Genomic DNA, 18,612 nt, shown 5'->3' on the forward strand with positions numbered 1-18,612 from the left:
GCTCACAACCGTTCTCGTCGACTTCCGCGGTACCCGGGCTCCACTGACGCCCAGGAACGAACTCTAGCTACGACTCGGCCCCGAGTGCCGGGGAACACTCGGGGCCGAGTCATGTCATTGCCTACCCGCAGGCGAGGGGATCAGGGCTGCGTGGGGTCGAAGTCGTGATCGACGGTCACATGTCCCAGGGAGTCCGCTGCCGAGTCCACCGAACCATGCAGGCTCGAGTCGCTGAACAGGCTCGAATCGGTCTCGCCCTGACCGAAGACGTCCGAGTCGACGCTCGACCAGCCGGAGCCGTTCGCCGTAGCCGAGGAATCGAACGAGCTGGAGTGATCGAACGATCCCGATGCCGCGGAGGAAAGGCTGCCGCCTGCGTCCGCCAGTCCCTCGACACCCGACTGCAGGCCACCGGTGAGGCCGCCCGCGGCCTGGCCACCGAGGTCGGCAGCGGAATCAAACCCGCCGCCCGCGGAAGCCGCAGCGTCCGCACCAGCATCCAAACCCGCACCCACGGTGGACGCGAAGTCGCCTCCGATCGAGGCACCGGTGTCCAGTCCTGCGCCGACGTTGGACGCGATCTCGCCGCCCACCGAGGTTCCGGCGTCCACTACTCCGCCCGCGGCACCTTCGAGGCCACCGGCAACCGAGCCTGCAGCTCCCGCGGCACCTTCGAGGCCCGCACCTGCGGACGCCGCTGCGTCGATTCCGCCGCTCACCGCACCGGTGACGGCTCCTTCGAGTCCGGCACCGGCCGAGGCCGCAGCATCCACGCCGCCTGCCACTCCGCCCGCGATACCGCCGCCGAGGCTGCCGAGTCCGGCCAGGCCGCCGGTCAGACCCGCACCTGCATCACCCACTCCGGCCAGACCACCGGCCAGACCACCGGCCACACCTGCACCCACGTTCCCGACGCCTGCCAAGCCACCGGCCAGATCGGCACCGACGTTCCCGACGCCTGCCAGACCACCGGCCAGATCGCCACCCACGTTCCCGACGCCGGCCAGACCACCGGCCAGATCGCCACCGACGTTTCCGACGCCGGCCAGACCACCGGCCAGATCGCCACCGACGTTCCCGACGCCGGCCAGACCACCGGTCAGATCGGCACCGACGTTTCCGAGGCCTGCGAGTCCTCCCATGAGGCCCGCGCCCAGTCCGCCGAGTCCGGCCAGGCCGCCCGACAGGTCTGCACCGAGTCCGCCGACTCCGGCGAGTGCTCCTTCGACGGTTCCCGAGAGGTCTGCTCCGGCGGCAACTGCTGAGTCGATCGCTCCGACGAGTCCTGCGCTGACGTCGGCTCCGGCTCCGAGTGCGGCTCCGAGGTCGAGTGCTGCGCTGGTGTCGAGTACCGATTCGAGGGCGGTGCCGAGCTGGGCTCCGGCTGCTCCGCCGACGCCGAATGCCGTTCCGAGGATTCCTTCGAGGCCGCCGGCAACTCCGCCTTCGAGGCCGCCGACAAGTCCGCCGCCGATGTTTGCGCCTGCTCCGATCGTGCCGTCGAGTGCAGCGTCGAGTGCGGCGGTGAGGCTGCCGACTGCGCTGGTGTCGAGATCGAGTGCGGTTCCCAGTGCGCCGCCGACCACTGCGCCGAGGTTGCCGCCCGCGGCCAGCAGGGCGTCGACATCGAGGTCTGCGAGGGCACCTGCGTCGAGGACTGCCCCGAGCGCGGATCCGATGGATCCTGCGATGGCACCGTCTGCGGCGAAGAGACCGCCCAGGCTCGCGCCGACTCCGCCTGCGAGGTCGCCGACCAGTGCGCCGCCTGCGCCGAGCGCTCCGTCCAATGCGGCACCGATGTCGGTGGTCAGATCTGCTCCGATGGTTCCCAGCCCGCCGAGCGCGCCGCCGATTCCCGCGGTCAGAGCGGCACCGAGGTCGCCGGCGATGTCCAGTCCGGCTCCGGCACCGAGTGCGGCGTCGAAGACTCCTCCGAGGGCAGCGCCGAGCTCTGCACCGATGGTTCCGCCGACTCCGAAGACCGCACCGAGTGCGCCGGCCAGGCCGCCCTGGATGTCGGCCAGTGCGCCGAGATCGACGGCACCGGTCGCGCCGATGGCGGCGTCGAGTGCTGCCTGCAGCTGTGCGGCGATGTCTCCGCCAATCTCGCCGCCGATGCCTGCGCCTGCTCCGATCAGTCCGGTCAGTGCCGCGCCGAGTCCGACGGTTCCGCCGAGCAGACCGTCGAGGTCCAGATCCACGCCGCCGCCGAGCCCGCCGCCGATACCTGCGCCTGCACCGATCAGAGCGTCGAGTGCGCCGCCGAAGGCAGTGCCGAGCTCGAGACCGATCTGGCCTCCGACGGCCAACGCTGCAGCGAGTGCTGCCTGCAGGGAAGCAGCGATCTCACCGGTGACGTCGATTCCGCCGGTCAGGCTGCCGCCCGCTGCGAGTCCGCCGCCCGCGACTGCGCCTGCTGCCAATCCGAGTCCGGCCGACAGTCCGCCACCGAGGCTCGCGCCTCCGGCGAGTGCGCCGTCGAGTCCCGCCGACCCGCCTGCACCCAGGATGGCCGAGAGCTGGCTGCCCGCACCGGCGAACAGTCCCGACTCCGCGACCAGAGGTGCGACCGCGACGATGTCGGCGTGAGTGACGTCGCCGAGTCCCGCGGCGGCCAGCGTCGTCTCGGGATTGGCGCAGTAGGCGGCTGCGGCCTGGTCGTCGCGCAGCAGGCTGAGGATGAAATCGAGTACGGCGTTGGTAGCCATCGTGGGTCTCCTTGACGAGGGGTGCTTCGTGGTTGATCACAAAGCTATGCACCGCAGAGCCCCCGCCCAACGGGGCCGATCCCCCTACTCCCCGGGGGTTGCCAGGGGACTTCGATTAGGGGATCTCGGCGCTTTAGGGGATTTCACTCGTTTCACGCTCTAACCTGCTGTGAGACGTAACGAATAGGTAGCTTCTGCCGACAGTGCGAGTAACGGCAGTACTACCGACGGCAGGGCGAGACGAAGGCGGCGACACGACGATGAACGCAGGGCTCGGCATACGTATCGGTTCGGTGACGGCGGCGGCCGCACTGGACACCGATCCCGTCACCTCGGTGGTCAAGCGTTCGGCACTCGACCTCCGCCCGGGCGAAGCCCCGCGTCTGGCAGAGCCGTGGGACCGGTCCACTCGGAATCTGATCAGCGGCTTCGCCGACCGGGTCGGCGATCCGGTGGAACTGATCGACGACGACGGCCGCAGCCATCACGCCGAGGACTTGTACGCGACCGCTGCTCGCGCGCTCGTCGCCGAGGCCTCCGCCGGAACCGAGTCCGCTCCTACCGTCGTCGTCACTCACCCCACTCGCTGGACCGCGTACACCGCGGAGGTTCTCGGTGACGCGCTGGACCGCGCGGGGCTCTCCGACGTCACGCTGGTCTCGGAGTCCGTCGCAACGATGCGCTGGCTCGAAGTCACCCGAGGAACGCAGTCCGATGGCCTGGCCGTGGTCTACGACCTCGGTGCGACCGCACTCGACGTCACTCTGATGCGCACCGGCTCCGAGGCAGGCACCGTCGGCACCGGGGTTCACTCGCAGGAGTACGGCGGAGCGCAGTTCGATCACGCGATCATGCAGTACGTGCTCGACACCGTCTCGGGCAGCCAGTCCTTCGAATTCGATCCCTTCGATCCCGATACCGTCGGCGCGCTGGTGGAACTGCGGGCACGCTGCGGTGAAGCGAAGGAACAACTCTCCTACGACACCTCGACTTCCCTGACGGTCGACCTGCCGGGCCTGCACACCGAGGTTCGCCTGGTGCGCTCCGAGCTCGAAGAACTGGTGCGCGCATCTCTGCTCGGGTCGATCGGGGTGGTACGCGACGCCGTCACGGCCGCCGGCCTCGACGTCACCGACATCGACCAGGTGGTCCTCGTCGGTGGCAGCTCGGCCATACCACTGGTCGCCGAGCTGATGTCGTCCGAACTGCGTGCACCCGTGGTCGCCGGACCGCGTCCCGAACTGACCGTCGCAATCGGTGCCGCGATTCTCGGCAGCGACATCGCCGACGCCACCGCGTCCGACGACGCCGCAGCCTTGGCCGCGGCACCCACCACGGCAGTGGCGTCCGCTGCGGCGGCCGCGCCGATGCCCCGCCCCACGCCCCGGCCGGCACCGACGCCAACCGCCGTCGAATCCGACGCAGGGATGTCCGGTCGCAAGAAGGCCGGCGTCGTGGCCGGATCCGTTCTCGTCCTCGCCCTTCTGGCCGGCGGAGGCCTGTCGGTGGGAACGGCGTTGACCTCCGACAACACCACTCCGGCCGAATCGAACGCGGAAACGTCGATCTCGAGCACCGAGACGCCGGGAACCACCGCAGCGGTGGCGGATGCCGCTACGACGACGGCGGCCACCGGCGAGAACGGTGTCGCCGCAACCGGATCCGAGAGCGCACCGACCACGGTGGTCAACGCCGACGGCACGGTGACGCAGATCGACCCCGCCACCGGCGCTCCGGTCGCGGGAGCGCCTGCTGCAGCCCCCGCCGACAACGGCGCGGCCACGGTTCCGACTGTCCCGTCCGTCGCTGCTCCGACCGTTCCCAACTACCAACCGCCTGCCGTGCAGGTTCCGCAGGCACCGAGCGTGCAGGTTCCCAGTTATCAGGGCCCCACCCTCGGCGATGTCGGACAGGGCGTCGGTAACGGGCTCGGCGGAGTGGTCGGCGGCGTCGGTGACGGGCTCGGCGGTGTCGTCGGCGGCGTCGGTGACGGACTCGGCGGAGCCCTCGGCGGCTTGACCGGCCGATAGGTCGATCGTGACCAGTACGCGTTCCGGACTCGTCGGCGTCGAGCGTGCCGATCGCTTCGTCCGTGATGCTCTCGTCGCCAACGGATTTCATGTCGTCGTCGGAGTGAACGGCTCCGGCCGATCCGCGGTTCTCGAGTCCGTTGCGGCGTCGACGGACGTGTACGCGGGCACCATCGCCGACGCTCCGTCCGGCTCGACGATTCTCGTCGATGATGCGCACCTGCTGTCCGAGCAGCGTCTCGACGAGATCGCAGCGGCTGCAACCCGATCCGATATCACTCTGATCGTCGCCACCGCGCCGCGCAGTTTCGATTCACGCATCGAGAAGCTGATCGCGTCCGCCGGCTCCAACCGACTGACACTGGTTCCGCTGGACAAGGTGGCCATCGCGGCCAGGGCAGCAGCAACCGTCCGGCCGATCTCGGCGTCGCTCGCCGCTGCCGTCGCGAAGGCGACCGGCGGAGTTCTCGCCGCTGTCGACGCGGCCCTCGGTGCGCTCGGCGGGGACCGTTCCGATCCGGCTCCGCTTCGCGTGGTCGCCGAATCGATTGCCGAACAACACCGTCGGATGCTGATCGAGACCACCGACGACACACGGGCACTGCTGCTCGCAGCTCGGTTCGGCGTCACGCCCGACCCGGCATCGGCCGCGCAGGTCGTTCCGCGTGCGACCGATGTCGAGTCGATCGTCGATCTGGCCTGCAGCTCCGGCATGCTCGACACCACGGGCACGTTGATTCCGTCCGCCGAGGCCCCGCTGATCGAGATGATCGGAGACGGGCGCTGCCGCGTCCTGCTCTCGTCGATCACCGAGGTCGCCACCCGATCCCGCCTGCTCGACGCCACCGCGGCCCGTGCGTTGGCGGAGCGCGGCGTCGTTCATGCCGGGCTCGCCGATTACCTTGTTCAGCAGGCGGATTCGACTCCCGTCGATGCCGCCGGTGCCCTGTACGGCGCGGCCGTCGAGGCAGGGTTCGATTCGATGATGCTGGCTGCGAGACGGTCCGAGGTCGCGGCGGCCACCGGGGATCTGGACGAGGCGGCGAGATTCGCCGATGCGATTCTCGACGGCGCCGCGGGGTGCGATGCGGCGGATCTGCGGACCGCAGTGCGAGTGTCGGCGTCGATTGCGGCGCAACGCGGAATGTCCTCGCGCAGTGCGCAGTTGTTCGCGTGGCTCGGCGAGGATCGACTCGGACCCGACGCCGTGTGGGCTGCCCTGTCCGCCGCGGCAGCCGGTGATCGCAGCGCCGCCGACCGTTCCATGGCTGCCGTGTCCGCTCTCGCGCCGACGTCGAGTACCGCGTCGGGCAGCCTGCTCGTCGCCGGAGTGATCGGGTCGATCGATTCGCGAAACGCAGCGGCGTCGAGTGCGAGTGCGAATGCACTGATGCGGGCAATGACGTTGACGGGCACTACTTCCGATCGCTCGTGCACACCGGATACTGCCGCTGCCGTGTCGGCCTTGCACGCGGTGCACTGCGGCGATCTGCCCCGGGTGGATTCCATCGTGACGCGGGCACTCGGCGAACATCGTCCTGGTTCCGAGGCGCACACCAGGCTGAGCCTCGTCGGGGCCTGGGCGTCGATGCTGCGGGGAGAGACCGCCGATGCCGGTGCCGCGATCGAGGCGCTGCGGATTCCGGTGTCGCACGTGCGCAATCAGTTGTTTCTGCACGCGATTCGGGTGGGTCTGGCTCGTAGGTCCGGTGACTCGGGGTCACTGATCACGGCATGGACCCAGGCGCAGAGCGTGATCGCCGAGTACTCCACAGACCTGTTCGCGCTGCTGCCCCTGGGCGAGTTGCTACTGGCCGCAACGCGACTCGGCCAGGTGGACCGCGTCGAACATCTGGTGTCGCAGGCAACCGATCTGCTCGCAGCGCTCGGCGATCCGCCCGTCTGGGCGTCGGCGCTGCACTGGTACCAGGTGCAGGCGGCCATCGTGGCCCAGACTCCCGACGCGTTGGTGCCGCACGCCAAGGCCCTGGCCGCTGCCGCTCCGACTCACCCGTACAGCGCCGCTCTCGCCGCTGCCGGTCGCGCATGGCTCGGGGTGTTGCAGGGCAGACCCGACGCAACCGAGGTGGAGACCTCCGCGCGCACCCTCACCGCCTTCGGGCTGCCATGGGACGGAGCCCGACTGGCGAGCGAGGCCGCCCTGACCGTCACCGATACTGCGACGGCGACGTCGCTGCTGCACATCGCCAGGTCGTTGCGCCAACCCAGCTCGACCGGGCGCGACAACCCGCGGTCGACGCCGCAGCCGACGGGCTCGCTGAGCGAACGCGAGGCCGAGGTCGCCGAACTGCTCGTCCTCGGAGTCACCTATCGCGAGGTCGGCAGCCGGCTCTACATCTCCCCGAAGACCGTCGAGCATCATGTGGCCCGCATCCGGCGCAGGCTCGGTGCCCAGTCGCGATCGGAGCTGATCTCGATGCTGCGCGCCATGGGCTACGGGGCCTCGACCAGCGTGGGCGTCGACCCTGTAACTGTGCGGGGACCGGGAGCGACATAACGACCGAGCACCACTCCCCGAGTCGAGAACAGGTAGCAGCACCATGACCGAGCAGCCCGGCAGTGCGAGTGTCGGCGCACCGGATGTCGGCCTCTACCTGGACGACGAGCGCGCCGTCGCCGCCGTGTCCCATCCGATCGCGCCCGGACCCTCGCTGCACCTGGCGTCACTGCACGCGACCGTGCTCAACACTCATCCCGACGGCACCGTCTCGCTCGGAGATGCGACCGACGACGAGTCCGAGGCCTACACACATTTTCTCGACACCCTCGCCGACGGCGTGGGTGTCAGCGGCAGCAAGGGCACTGTTCTGCCCGCCGAGCAGCTGACGTCGATGGCCCTGCTGTGCCTGCTCACCGAGGTCGCGTCGTCGATCGATCTGCAGCCGCGCGATCTGGCGGCGGCCGCGACCTACCCTGCCCGCTGGACGGCCGAGCAGGTGTTCGCTCTGCGTTCGGCGATGAACGCACACGGCCTCGCCCACGTCTCGCTGGTGCCCGAGGCCGAGGCGCTCGCCGCATGGAACGCGTCGGTCCTGCAGACCCTGCAAAAGAAGGACTCCGCCGTCGCCGCCGCCCGCGGTGCTGCGATTCTGGCTGCTCAATTCCCCGTCGATGCCGTCACCGAGCGGTTCGCGGTGGTCTCCCCGAACGGATCCGACCGTCGCCCACTCTTCGCTGCGGCGGCGTTCGCTGCTGCATTGACCGTCGGTGCCGCACTCGTCGCGCTGCAACTCGGTACGTCCACCGATACCGCGGTCCCCACCATCGACAATGCCCAGGTGGTGCCGCCGACGTCCTCGATCGGCTCCGGATCGGGTGGCCCGATCGACTTCCCCACCGTCGTTCTCGAGCCTGCCGCCGAGATCGCTCCCGTCGTTCCGCTGCCCGCGACCACCACGTTCGCGGAGGAGACGACTCCGACCGAAATCTCCGACCTCCCGCGGAGCGAGCCGACCGAGACCGAGATCTCGACACGCCCTGCGAACGAGGCACCCGAGGACACCACCCCCGAAAAGCCTCCGATCTTCGTCGAACCGGTCGAGCCGGAACTGCCGGTCGAGGAGCCGACCGATCCGCCCACCGAGACTCCCGAATCCGGCCAGGACACCGAGCAGACTGCATCCGAGCAGGTTCCGGCGGCCCGCGGCGGCACAACTTCCGACCGAGAGCCGAACGACCGATCGACAGGGGACACTCGATGAGCGGTACCGGTCACCTCGGAATCACCGTGGGCAACACCAGGTCCGTCGCGGCCTACCGCGCTTCGGTAGAGGACGAACCGACGATCGTCGTCCTGCCGACGACCCTGCGCTTCGACGAGGACGGCCGCGCCCACCTCGGTGAACCGGCCGACACGGCCCCGTTCACCCGGTTCGTCGATCTGGTCGGTCAGCAGGAGGATCTCGAGCCCGACGCCGACGCCTACCGCGCCGAGGACCTGATGGCCAACGCCGCCAATTGCCTCGTGACGATGGTGTCGGCGAAGGACGGCGTGGTCGGCGACATGCCCGTCACGACCATGACGTACCCGATGCGGTGGACCCGGGCCGCCGTCGCCCTGCTGCGCGACGCCCTCGATCACACCGGCCTCGCCGAGGTTGCCCTGGTGCCCGACGCCAAAGCCTCGAGCGCGTTCGCGCAGCCGAGCTCTTCGGCTGCGGTCACGGTGGTCGACATCGGAGCCACCGGCACCGACATCTCCACCTATCCCGGAGGTGGGACCGTCCGTGTCTCCGGCGTCGGCGGAGACGCCTTCACCGACGCACTCTTCGATCACGTGGTGACCGATCGCGAGCACATCGACCTGTCCGACGCGGCAGTGCTGGCTGCCCTTGCCGGCGTCGTCGCCTCGTGCGAGGCGGCCAAGCAGACCCTGAGCACCGCCGAGACCGCCACGATCTCCGTCGAACTTCCCGGTGTCTCGCAGTCCACGACGGTGACACGAGCCGAGTTCGCGGACCTCGTCGCGCCGTTGCTCCACCGGCTCGACGTACCGGGGACCGGCACCGTGATACTCACCGGTGCCAGCGCCGCACTCCCGTCGGTCGCGACGCACCTCGGTGAACGCTCGTCGGGCCGAGTCCTCGTCGAGCCGCTCGCTGCGACCCGCGGCGCACTGGTACTCGCCGAGGTCGAGGACGTCGACGGCAACTCCCTGGTGACCGGTGCCGCGCCGATCGTCACCCGTAACGACGGCACGGAGTCCCTCGACACCGACGCCATCCCGGTCGTCGCGCCGGAACCGTCGCTCGCCTTCTCCGAGGCCATTCCCGCGGTCGCTCCGGTGTTCGACCATTCGGAATTTCGATCCGAGCCGATCGTTCCGGTCGACGAGAAAGCCGCGACAACCGGTTACGTTCCCGCCACCCCGGTTGTCGACGCATCGGCAGGGGCGAAGAAGGAACGCAGCGAGCGCTCCCGAACGATCGCCACCATCGTGGCGGGCGCAGCGGCAGGCGTGGTCATCGTGCTCGCGATCGCGGCAGTGAGCGGAGTGTTCGGATCCGGCCCCGCCGCGACGCCTCCGACCGTCACCGATGCCGGCTCGCCGATCGTCACCTCGACTCGCACGCCGTCGACCACCACCGCAAGCCCCGTCGAGCCCGTCGTCGTTCCGGAGGTGATCGACGAGCCGACGTACGAGCCGTACGTCCCGCCCGCGCCCCAGCCTGCCCCGCCGCCTGTGCCGGTGCCCGCGTCGACGACGGTGGTCCCCACCACGACACCGGTGGTCACCACGACTCCGGTGACGACAACCCCGGTCACCACCACCACGACCACGACCACGACCACCACCGAACCGACGACAAGCGCCGCTACCGACCCGGTCACCAACCCCTGACCTGGACGAACACTGATTCTGCGCCCGATGCCCTAGGGTGGGTCGCTGATGCCAAGCACCCGATGAAGGGATTTCATGCGTAACACCGGGGCGCTGCGTGCCGCAGTGCTGTGTTCGACGGCTTTCGTTCTTCTTGCTTCGTTCTCCGGGACGGCAGCAGCGGACCCCGTCGTCCAGTCACCCGCCGATCAGCTTCCCCGCGAGCTCGTCGAGGCCGTGCAGCGAGATCTGAAGATCTCCCCGCAGGAGTACCTCGATCGTGCCGCCCGCGCGCAGGAACTGTCCGCATACGCATCGGACTTCCGGGCCAGCCGTCCCGCCGACTTCGCCGGTGCCTGGATCGGGCCCGACGGCAATGCCGTCGTCGCCGTCACCTCGCCTGCTGCGGCACAGGCCGTCGCCAAGGACGGATACGCCACCGCGCAGTCGCCCGTGTCGGCAGACGGACTCGAGAAGTCGCTGGCCGATCTCAACAGTTGGATCGCAGGCCTCCCCCGCGAGATCTCGGAGCAGATCAACGGCACCGCCATCGACTTCATCGACAATCAGATCGTCATCGACCTGGTGAACAGCCCGATCGGCAGCGCACTGAATCTGCCGACGCTGCTGGCGAACATCAAGGTCATTCTCTCTCCCGGCGGAAACAAGCCGGTCGACCCGACTCCGATGGGCGGCGACACCTACGTCACCACCTCCGGACCCATCGCCGACGCTCCGGCCACCGACATCAGCATCTGCTCGTTCGGCTTCAACGCCGTCGACCCCTCCGGTGCCGCCGTCAATCTCAGCGCAGGCCACTGCAATCCCGACAAGGCCACCGGATCCGGCGGCGCACCGGTCTATCTTCCCGACCCGGCCGATATCGCACGCAGCACGCAGATCGGGTCGTTCGATCGGTCGAGTCTGGGCGCGGAGGACGGCCTCGACTGGTCGGTCATCGCGTTGAACGACACCGGCATCGCGTCCGGACTCGACCGCCCCACCGTCCGTGGCGCGAACGGCAGCACCGTCACCGTCACCGGAACGGCATCACCGGTCATCGGCGCGCCGGTCTGCAAGTCCGGGCAGTCGTCCTCGTTCACCTGTGGAGTGGTTGCGGCCGATCGCGTCGAGACGCAGCTCTACATGGAGGACGGCACGTCCCGCACCGTACGCGGATTCGCCAGCACCGCATGCACTCTCGCAGGCGACAGCGGTGGAGCCATCGTGACCGGGACACTCGCCCTCGGCATCACCAGCGGATCCAACAGCGGCGGCGCACCGGACTGCAACGAGGCGAACCTCGCGCTGGCACAGTACGGCGGCACCGCCAGCCTGGGCATTCCCATCGATCAGGTCACGCGCGCAACCGGAGCCACGCTGCGAACCGACTGAGTCGGGTACTTCGGGAGCCGTTCACCGCCTATAGTCGTACTCCAGGGTGAACGGCATCACATCACGAGATGCCCGGGGGAGAGGTTTCTATGCGTCGCCGAGCTTTCCGGCTGTCGTTCGTCGCGGTTCCGATTCTGGCGACGATGGCGGTGTTCGCACCGACCGCGAGCGCAGAACCACCATTGCCTCCCGCCCTCGCCGACGCCGTGGCCCGTGACCTCGGCCTGACTCCGCAACAATTCCTCGATCGGGCCGACGCGGCACGTCGACTCGCCGACTTCACCGATACGGTCGGATCCGACGGGGTCGCGAGCGCGTGGCTGGACGCCGACGGACGCCCCGTCGTCGCGGTGGCGGACGGACCTACCCGCGCCGACGTGGCAGATGCCGCGTCCGCCAACGGCTTCGAGATCGATGCCTCGCCCATCGTGATCCCGCAGGCGATGTTCGATGCCGTCCAGCCGCTGTGGGACCTGCTCCCCTTCGATCCGTCACCGACGGCAGGCCCGATCCGTGCGAGTTCGTATCTCGGCGGCGACAGCTTTCTCGCGGGCACACCGGCCGGTCTCGGACAACGTTGCTCGCTCGGGTTCAATGCCGTCGACCCGACGCGCGGATCGGTGAACATCACTGCGGGCCACTGCAATCCGAGCACAACCGATACCGGCTCCGCAGCACTGACGGGCGCGTACCCGATGTACGGCAGTCTCGTGGGCTCGAAATTCGGAACGTTCTACCGAACGAGCCAGTCGCGCAACGACTACGCCTTGATCGACATCGACGACGCCAACGTCGCCGAATTCGAGAGCAACGCAGTGCGAGTCCCCGGAGCGGACCCGCTGCATGTCACCGGCACGGTCGACCCGATCGTGGGCGCGCCGGTCTGCAAGTCCGGATCCAGAACCGGATTCAGTTGCGGCACAATTCTTTCCACCGGTCTGCAGGTGGCACTGGGAGACAACGTCCTGGACCGCAGTTTCTCCACCTCGATCTGCGCGCTACGCGGCGACAGCGGCGGCCCCGTCGTCAGCGGCACCCTCGCCGTCGGCATCGCCAATGCGTCGAACGTGGGAGACCAGCCCTCCTGCGAGATCGCGACCGTCGTCAGCATGCTGCAGGGTCAGCGACCCGAGCTGTTCGCCACCCCCATCAACGACGTACTCGCAGAGAACCCCGGTCTGACCATCCGCACCTCGTAGGCGTCCACTCGGACAAACACACCCGCGCTCCGTATGATCCGACGAGTCCATCGCTGCGAGGCGCATTGTCGCGCTCGAACAGTGCACCCGTTCGACTGCTGAGGCGGAACCTTCCATGACCGAACTGCTGTCCGTCGGATTCACACTCTTCGGCTACGCCTACACCATCGCCGTCGAGGCCATCTCGCTCGCCACCATCCACGGAGCCTGAACGATTCGAAAACAAGAAGCCCGCACTCCTCGTGAGGAGTGCGGGCTTCCGCGAAGAGATGCTTACTTGGCCCAGACCGTGGTGCCCGGTGCCGCGTTCAACGTGTTGATCAAGTCGATACCGGCAACGACGAGAGTGGGACCGCCGGCGACGATCGTGCCGACGACGCCACCGATGCCTGCACCGGTCACGACGGCCGGGATGACTGCGGGGCCGCCGATAATGCCGATGAGCCCCAAGCCAGCTCCGATTATGGTGCCGGTGAGCCCACCGACCGCGGTCGCAATACCGAGCTGCGACGAGAAGTTCTGCTGTGCCCTGAGGTTCTCTTCGGGCGAGGCGACGGTCGTCGCGCCGATGCTGCGCGAGTTGGCCGATGCCTTCGTGAAGTCGAGGTTCGGAACCAGACGCAGGGTCTTGCCGTTGTCGTCGACGTTCTGCTCGTACGGGAAGTTGAGTCCGCCGAGGTTGAACGAGAGCGGAAGCGTCACGAGGGTGTTGTCGGCGGCGTCGAGGACGTCGACCGTCTTGCCGTCGTCGGCGACCTTGAAGACGCCTGCATCGATGGTGGTGACGATCGTGCGATCTTCGAGGTCGACGGTGTAGTTGGTGTCACCGGGGGCTGTTTCCTCGGCGGGCTGCGCGTACGCGGTTCCGCTGGCCAGGCCCATCGCGACTGCGACGAGGGCCGATGTGACGGCCAGTTTGCGAAGTTTCATGTGGAGTTCAGTTCCGTTTCTGTGCAGTGGGTGCTTGGCAGTTCCGCTAGGCAACCGTCAAACGCAAAGTCACCCCGATGACGCGTCTGAGACTTGTGGTGCGCTCGAAATTGTAGCGTACAAATCGGACCGATCGTTGTCCTTCTGAAACCGCCCCGACCTCCACCACTTGTTCACTGTCACAGTCGGATTCGCCGCCTGTGCAGCATCGGCATACGTGAACTCCATCGAAGTCGCTGCAATCTGTCGTAGCCCCCGAAACTGGAGCGCAACCAGTACTCGGCGTCGGTTTCCGCTGGATACCGATACGGCGACTCCCCGCCAAGTAAGGGCTGCCTTTGCGAGAACACCTCGACGGCATACGCATACGGTGATCTGCGAGACAACCTACTGACGAGTTCAGCCCACCCGTCGGACGGCCTCATTTCAGCACCCACCAGCATCGCTTCACCCGGCGATGCTAAGTTACCCATCAGTACAGCTGAATCACTACTGGCGAGTAACATAGACCGGAATCCAGCTCGACGGGCTGAACCCGCGGTAGCCCTCCAGCTGCCACCTTTAGCGAAAGGCCGCGACATGAACGCCCTGACGATCACGTTGGGCACAGTCGGTGCTCTGCTCAGCCTCGTGTGTTGGTACGTCTTCATTCGCGGGGGCCTGCGGATGTTCAACATCGTGCGACTGGGCCAGCCGGCACCCGACCGCTGGCGACCGATAGTCCCTCGCTTCAAGCAGATGGTCGTCGAGTTCCTGGCTCACACCAAGATGGTCAAGTTCCGCACCGTCGGCTGGGCGCACTGGCTGGTCATGATCGGCTTCATGCTCGGTGCCATCGTCTGGTTCGAGGCCTACGGCCAGACGTTCAACCCCGAGTTCCACTGGCCCATCGTCGGTGACACCGCGGCCTACCACCTCATCGACGAGCTGCTCGGACTCGGCACCGTCATCGGCATCACCACGCTGATCATCATTCGCCAGCTCAACCACCCGCGTAAGCCCGAGCGTCAGTCGCGCTTCGCCGGCTCCGGGTTCAAGGCCGCATACTTCGTCGAGGCCGTCGTGCTCATCGAGGGCCTGGGCATGGTGTTCGTCAAGGCGGGCAAGATCGCCACCTACGGACACTCGAACCCGTACACCGACTTCTTCACGATGCGCCTGGCCGAGCTCCTGCCGGCCAACTCGAACATGGTCTCGGTGTTCGCCTTCATCAAGCTGATGTCCGGCATGATCTGGCTCTACATCGTCGGCTCTCGCATCAACTGGGGTATCGCGTGGCACCGCTTCACCGCGTTCCCCAACATCTACTTCAAGCGCATGGACGACGGCACCGTCGCACTCGGCCCGGCCAAGCCGATGATGTCCGGCGGCAAGGTCCTCGAGATGGAAGAGGCCGACCCCGACGTCGACGCGTTCGGCGCAGGCAAGATCGAGGACTTCAGCTGGAAGGGCTGGCTCGACTTCACCACGTGCACCGAATGCGGCCGCTGCCAGTCGCAGTGCCCCGCCTGGAACACCGGCAAGCCCCTCTCCCCCAAGCTGCTGATCATGTCGCTGCGCGACCACAGCCACGCCAAGGCCCCCTACCTGCTGGCCGGCGGCAAGAAGGACATGGCGGGCGACGAGGTCGGCCTCGTCGACGCCGAGGGCAACGTCGACCAGAAGGCGCTCGACGCCATCCCGCAGAACGCTCGTGACGAAGCCGATCGCAAGCTCGTCGCCGACGCCATCGAGGGCGGCATCATCGATCCCGAGGTGCTGTGGAGCTGCACCACCTGCGGTGCGTGCGTCGAGCAGTGCCCGGTGGACATCGAGCACGTCGACCACATCATCGACATGCGCCGCTACCAGGTGCTGATCGAATCGGAGTTCCCGTCCGAGCTCGCAGGTCTGTTCAAGAACCTCGAGAACAAGGGCAACCCGTGGGGCCAGAACTCCAAGGACCGGCTCAACTGGATCAACGAGATGGACTTCGACATCCCGGTCTTCGGCCAGGACGCCGATTCGTTCCAGGACTACGAGTACCTCTTCTGGGTCGGCTGCGCCGGTGCCTACGAGGACCGCGCGAAGAAGACCACCAAGGCCGTCGCCGAGCTGCTCGCCACCGCAGGCGTGAAGTTCCTGGTGCTCGGTGCCGACGAGACCTGCACCGGTGACTCCGCTCGCCGCGCAGGCAACGAATTCCTGTTCCAGCAGCTCGCAATGCAGAACATCGAGACGCTGAACAACGTCTTCGAGGGTGTCGAGCAGAACAAGCGCAAGATCGTCGTCACCTGCGCCCACTGCTTCAACGCACTCGGCAACGAGTACCCGCAGGTCGGCGGCGACTACGAGGTGGTCCACCACACCCAGCTGCTCAACCGACTCGTGCGGCAGAAGAAGCTGATCCCGGTGGCCTCGGTCAGCCAGGACATCACCTACCACGACCCGTGCTACCTGGGCCGTCACAACAAGGTGTACGACGCCCCGCGTGAGCTCATGGCCGCGTCGGGCTCCAACCTCAAGGAGATGCCGCGTCACGGTGAGCGGTCCATGTGCTGTGGTGCCGGTGGCGCACGCATGTGGATGGAAGAGAACATCGGCAAGCGCATCAACATCGACCGGGTCGACGAGGCACTGGCGACCAACCCCAAGAAGATCGCCACGGGTTGCCCGTTCTGCCGCGTCATGCTCACCGACGGTGTCACCGCACGTCAGGAAGGCGGCGCACACGAGGGCGTCGAGGTCGTCGACGTCGCACAGTTGATGCTCGAGTCGATCACCCGCGTCGAGTCCTCGGTGCTGGCCGAGAACATCAAGGTCATCCCCCGCGAGCGCACTCCTCAGGAGGAGCTGGCAACGGAGAATGCCGCCGAGGTCGAAGAGGCCGAGCGGATCGCACCAGTCGAGGAACCCGCCGAGGCGAAGTCCGCTCCGGCAGCTCCGGCTCCCAAGGCCGGCGGACTGAAGATGAAGGGTCTGGCCAAGGCTCCGGGAGCCAAGGCACCCGGTTCCGCGGCACCGGCCGACAGTGCCGACGCAGAACCCGCCGCCAAGCCCAAGGGTCTCGGCATGGCCGGCGGCAAGGCACCCGGCGGCAAGGGCCTGCAAATGAAGGGCAAAGCACCCGGCGCGAAGGCGGCTGCACCTGCACCTGCCGAGACTCCCGCGGCGGCCGAAGCACCTGCTACCGCAGAGACCTCTGAGTCGACTCCGTCGGTCAAGCCCCAGGGTCTGGCCGTGAAGTCCGGATTCAAGAAGCCGGGTGCCAAGGCACCGGGTAAGCCTGCTGCCGAAGCCCCTACTGCCGAGGCCACGGCGTCGGAGGCACCCGCCACCGAGGCTGCAACCGAATCCAAGCCGACCGTTCAGCCCAAGGGCCTGGCCGTGAAGTCCGGATTCAAGAAGCCAGGCGCCAAGGCACCGGGTAAGCCTGCTGCCGAAGCTCCTGCTGCCGAGGCTCCCGAGTCCGAGGCTCCTGCTGCAGCGGCTCCTACGGCTTCGGCCCCTGCCCCGGAAGCACCCGCCACCGAGGCCGCAACCGAATCCAAGCCGACCGTCCAGCCCAAGGGCCTGGCCGTGAAGTCCGGATTCAAGAAGCCGGGCGCACGCACGCCCGGTGCGGCCGCAGCGACACCCGCCGAGCCGAAGACTGCAGAGCCCGAGAAGGCCGAGCCGACCGAGGAAGCCGCTGCACCCGAGGCCCCGAAGTCCGAGGCACCGGCACCGAAGGCCGAGGCGTCGGACGCAGCAGGTGAATCCGACGATCGCACTCCGCCCAAGCCGAAGGCCGGTGGACTCGGATTCGCTCCGGGGGCAAAGGTTCCGGGTCGCCGGAAGTAACCTCACACCCTTTTCACCGACTGCGCGCCCCTGCTCACCTCAGAGCAGGGGTGCGCAGTCGTCAGTAGGGGTGTGAGGTCCACTCCTACGAGTTATCCACAGGCACACCGGTTATCCACAATCTGCCGAGTGGGGGTTGTCGAAAGCGATTGCGCCCGAGAGCATTCGTTCATGACCCGCATCGTCTCGCGATCCGACGCACTCTCCCGCGGCATTTCCGACGCAGAGTTGCAGCGCTACTGCCGAACGCGAGCGTGGCGTCGACTCCGCCCAGGACGGTTCGTCAGCAGAGACGAATTCGACGCACTTCCCAGGGAAGACAAGCATCGGGTCATCGCCGAGGCGGTGTTCGACGCGACCATTGCTCCCGATGCCGTGGTCAGCCATGTGAGCGCAGCGATATTCCATGGTCTCGACGTGTGGAATGCCGACCTGAGCCGGGTGCACATCACCCGCAATCGTGCCCGGGGCGGCGGCCGTAGCAGTGCCGTTCGAGCAGTGCACACCTCGCCGTACACCGACGAAGAGATCGTCGACCTCGGCGGTGTGCGTGTCACCGGTCCGGCGCGCACGGTTGCCGATTGTGCTCGCACGCTTCCGTTCGAGACGGCCGTCTGCATCGGGGACTTCGCTGCGAGGACCCGCGGGCTCACCTCCGAAGATGTTGTCGCAGCGCTGGATTCATGTCCGAACCATCCAGGCAACCGGATGGCGCGTCGAGTCGCGGAATTCATGGACGGCCGGTCCGAGAGTGTCGGGGAGTCACGTGCCCGAGTAGTGCTGCATCAGCTGGGCTACACACCGCAGCTGCAGGTGCAGATCACGGACTCCCGCGGTTTCGTCGGGCGCGTGGATTTCGATCTACCCGACCTCGAGACCGTTGTCGAATTCGACGGCAAGGTGAAGTACGGACGCTACGTGCCCGAAGGGAAGTCTGCGGCCGATGTGTTGTGGGACGAGAAGCGTCGCGAGGATCGCATTCGCGCAACCGGCCGCCAGGTGGTGCGCATCGCCTGGTCGGATCTCGATCACCCCGAGCTCGTCGATCGGATGATCCGCGACGCTGCCGACAGAACCGCACGAGGCAACGTAGGCAACCGAGCGACCCCTCTATCGACCGCGCGCCCCTCGTCGCGTCGAAACACGGGCGCGCACCCTGCACAAGCGGTGTGAGGTTGCCGAGCACC

10 protein-coding genes are annotated in these 18,612 nt (G+C 67.6%); 8 read left to right on the forward strand and 2 right to left on the reverse strand.

All coding sequences use genetic code 11. The features are described from left to right. Positions 1-140: 140 nt before the first annotated feature. Positions 141-2,708: an IniB N-terminal domain-containing protein gene (locus NY08_RS13600; protein ID WP_045196881.1), complete on the reverse strand. Its 2,568-nt coding sequence runs from the start codon at positions 2,706-2,708 to the stop codon at positions 141-143. A 260-nt stretch (positions 2,709-2,968) separates the two neighbouring features. On the opposite strand from NY08_RS13600, the gene NY08_RS13605 reads away from it, so the two are divergent. The 6 genes from NY08_RS13605 to NY08_RS13630 all read left to right on the forward strand — a co-directional run bounded on the left by NY08_RS13605 (position 2,969) and on the right by NY08_RS13630 (position 12,673). Then, positions 2,969-4,738, forward strand: coding sequence for an Hsp70 family protein (locus NY08_RS13605; RefSeq protein WP_045196883.1), 1,770 nt, complete (start codon positions 2,969-2,971; stop codon positions 4,736-4,738). Positions 4,739-4,745: 7 nt separating this feature from the next. Then, entirely contained in the window at positions 4,746-7,256 is a 2,511-nt protein-coding gene (locus tag NY08_RS13610) for a helix-turn-helix transcriptional regulator (RefSeq protein WP_052683800.1), read from the forward strand. A gap of 43 nt (positions 7,257-7,299) precedes the next feature. Further along, positions 7,300-8,460, forward strand: coding sequence for a hypothetical protein (locus NY08_RS26090; protein WP_052683801.1), 1,161 nt, complete (start codon positions 7,300-7,302; stop codon positions 8,458-8,460). Beyond that, positions 8,457-10,100 (forward strand): Hsp70 family protein, encoded by a 1,644-nt coding sequence (locus NY08_RS13620; protein ID WP_045196885.1) that lies wholly within the window; start codon positions 8,457-8,459, stop codon positions 10,098-10,100. The genes NY08_RS26090 and NY08_RS13620 overlap by 4 nt, the downstream gene beginning before the upstream one ends. 75 nt (positions 10,101-10,175) lie before the next feature. Then, positions 10,176-11,474 (forward strand): S1 family peptidase, encoded by a 1,299-nt coding sequence (locus NY08_RS13625; protein WP_032396082.1) that lies wholly within the window; start codon positions 10,176-10,178, stop codon positions 11,472-11,474. Between the two features lie 89 nt (positions 11,475-11,563). Beyond that, entirely contained in the window at positions 11,564-12,673 is a 1,110-nt protein-coding gene (locus NY08_RS13630) for a S1 family peptidase (RefSeq protein WP_052683802.1), read from the forward strand. Positions 12,674-12,946: 273 nt separating this feature from the next. Here the strand turns inward: NY08_RS13630 and NY08_RS13635 are convergent, their stop codons facing one another. Continuing rightward, on the reverse strand, positions 12,947-13,603 hold the full coding sequence (locus NY08_RS13635; RefSeq protein ID WP_045196887.1) for a hypothetical protein: 657 nt from the start codon (positions 13,601-13,603) through the stop codon (positions 12,947-12,949). Positions 13,604-14,182: 579 nt separating this feature from the next. Between NY08_RS13635 and NY08_RS13640 the strand changes: the two genes are divergently transcribed. After that, positions 14,183-17,425 carry a (Fe-S)-binding protein gene (locus NY08_RS13640; protein ID WP_045196889.1) on the forward strand — a complete coding sequence of 1,081 codons (3,243 nt, stop codon included), beginning with the start codon at positions 14,183-14,185 and terminating at the stop codon, positions 17,423-17,425. Between the two features lie 171 nt (positions 17,426-17,596). After that, positions 17,597-18,598: a type IV toxin-antitoxin system AbiEi family antitoxin domain-containing protein gene (locus tag NY08_RS13645; protein WP_235386895.1), complete on the forward strand. Its 1,002-nt coding sequence runs from the start codon at positions 17,597-17,599 to the stop codon at positions 18,596-18,598. Positions 18,599-18,612: the final 14 nt, after the last annotated feature.

Source organism: Rhodococcus sp. B7740, from assembly GCF_000954115.1.
Lineage (GTDB): Bacteria > Actinomycetota > Actinomycetes > Mycobacteriales > Mycobacteriaceae > Rhodococcoides.